The sequence below is a fragment of the Bacillus sp. mrc49 genome (assembly GCF_002803435.1).
This window is the reverse complement of sequence record NZ_PHNG01000201.1, coordinates 1-875: the sequence shown is the minus strand read 5'-3', so window position 1 is coordinate 875 and position 875 is coordinate 1. Positions and strand designations below refer to the sequence as shown.

Below are 875 nucleotides of genomic sequence, written 5' to 3'. Positions count from 1 at the left end.
TCGCGATGCGTTTGATGCATCTTGGCTTGAACGTATATGTGGTCGGGGAGACGATCACGCCTTCGATCGCGAACGGCGACCTGATCATAGCCATCAGCGGGAGCGGCACGACGAAAAGTGTGGTCTCGGTAGCCATGAAAGGCAGGGAAATAGGCTGCAAGGTGTTCGCCATCACGACAAATGACCAATCCGAATTAGCGAACGTTTCCGATGAGGTTTTGGTGGTCCCTGCTGCTACGAAAAACCGCTTGAGTCATGAAACGGAAAGCGTCCAGCCGCTAAGCTCCTTGTTTGATCAATGCGTACATGTTTTGTGTGATGCCATATGCCTGGACTATTCATTGTCCCAATCCATAAGCCACCAGTCGACTTATTCCAAGCATAGTAATATCGAGTGAAGAAACAGGCGGGTCCTCTCAAGGGACCTGTCTTTTTAATCGTAAAAAAAAGCCCTTTATCCCCAGATTCGGGAATAAAGGGCGTGTACCGCGGATGCGGCACAATTGTACGGAATTAATACGCTAAGCTATATAGCGCTTTGATGTGTGATAGGTAGCGGATATTGCTTGCTTCCTTCATCAAAGTGGCCGGCAGGCCTTTCAGGGATGTGTTATTGGCTCCGACGGTTGCCACGGCATCCTTACGGCCAAGGCTCGCAAGCGTACCTGAATTTACAGGTGCGAATACTTCAAGCTTCTTGCCTTCGAAGGCTGCATAGAGGTTATACCCGACAAGCTCACCCATTTGCCATGCGTTTTGTGCAGTTGGCGCGTATGGACGTCCGCCTTCTGGAGGGAAAGCAAGGGCGCTGTCACCGACAACGAATACATCCTTATGTGATGTCGATTGCAGGTATTCATTAACGGCTGCTTTGC

General features: G+C 50.2%; 1 protein-coding gene and 1 pseudogene. One reads left to right on the top strand and one right to left on the bottom strand.

The genetic code is table 11. The annotated features are described in order from the left end of the window. Positions 1 to 398: 6-phospho-3-hexuloisomerase (gene hxlB, locus CVN76_RS01410; RefSeq protein WP_100530125.1), on the top strand; the 398-nt coding region annotated here is incomplete at its 5' end. A gap of 115 nt (positions 399 to 513) precedes the next feature. On the opposite strand, the pseudogene CVN76_RS01405 reads toward hxlB, so the two are convergent. Further along, positions 514 to 875: pseudogene (locus CVN76_RS01405) on the bottom strand (NAD(P)/FAD-dependent oxidoreductase); the annotation flags it as partial.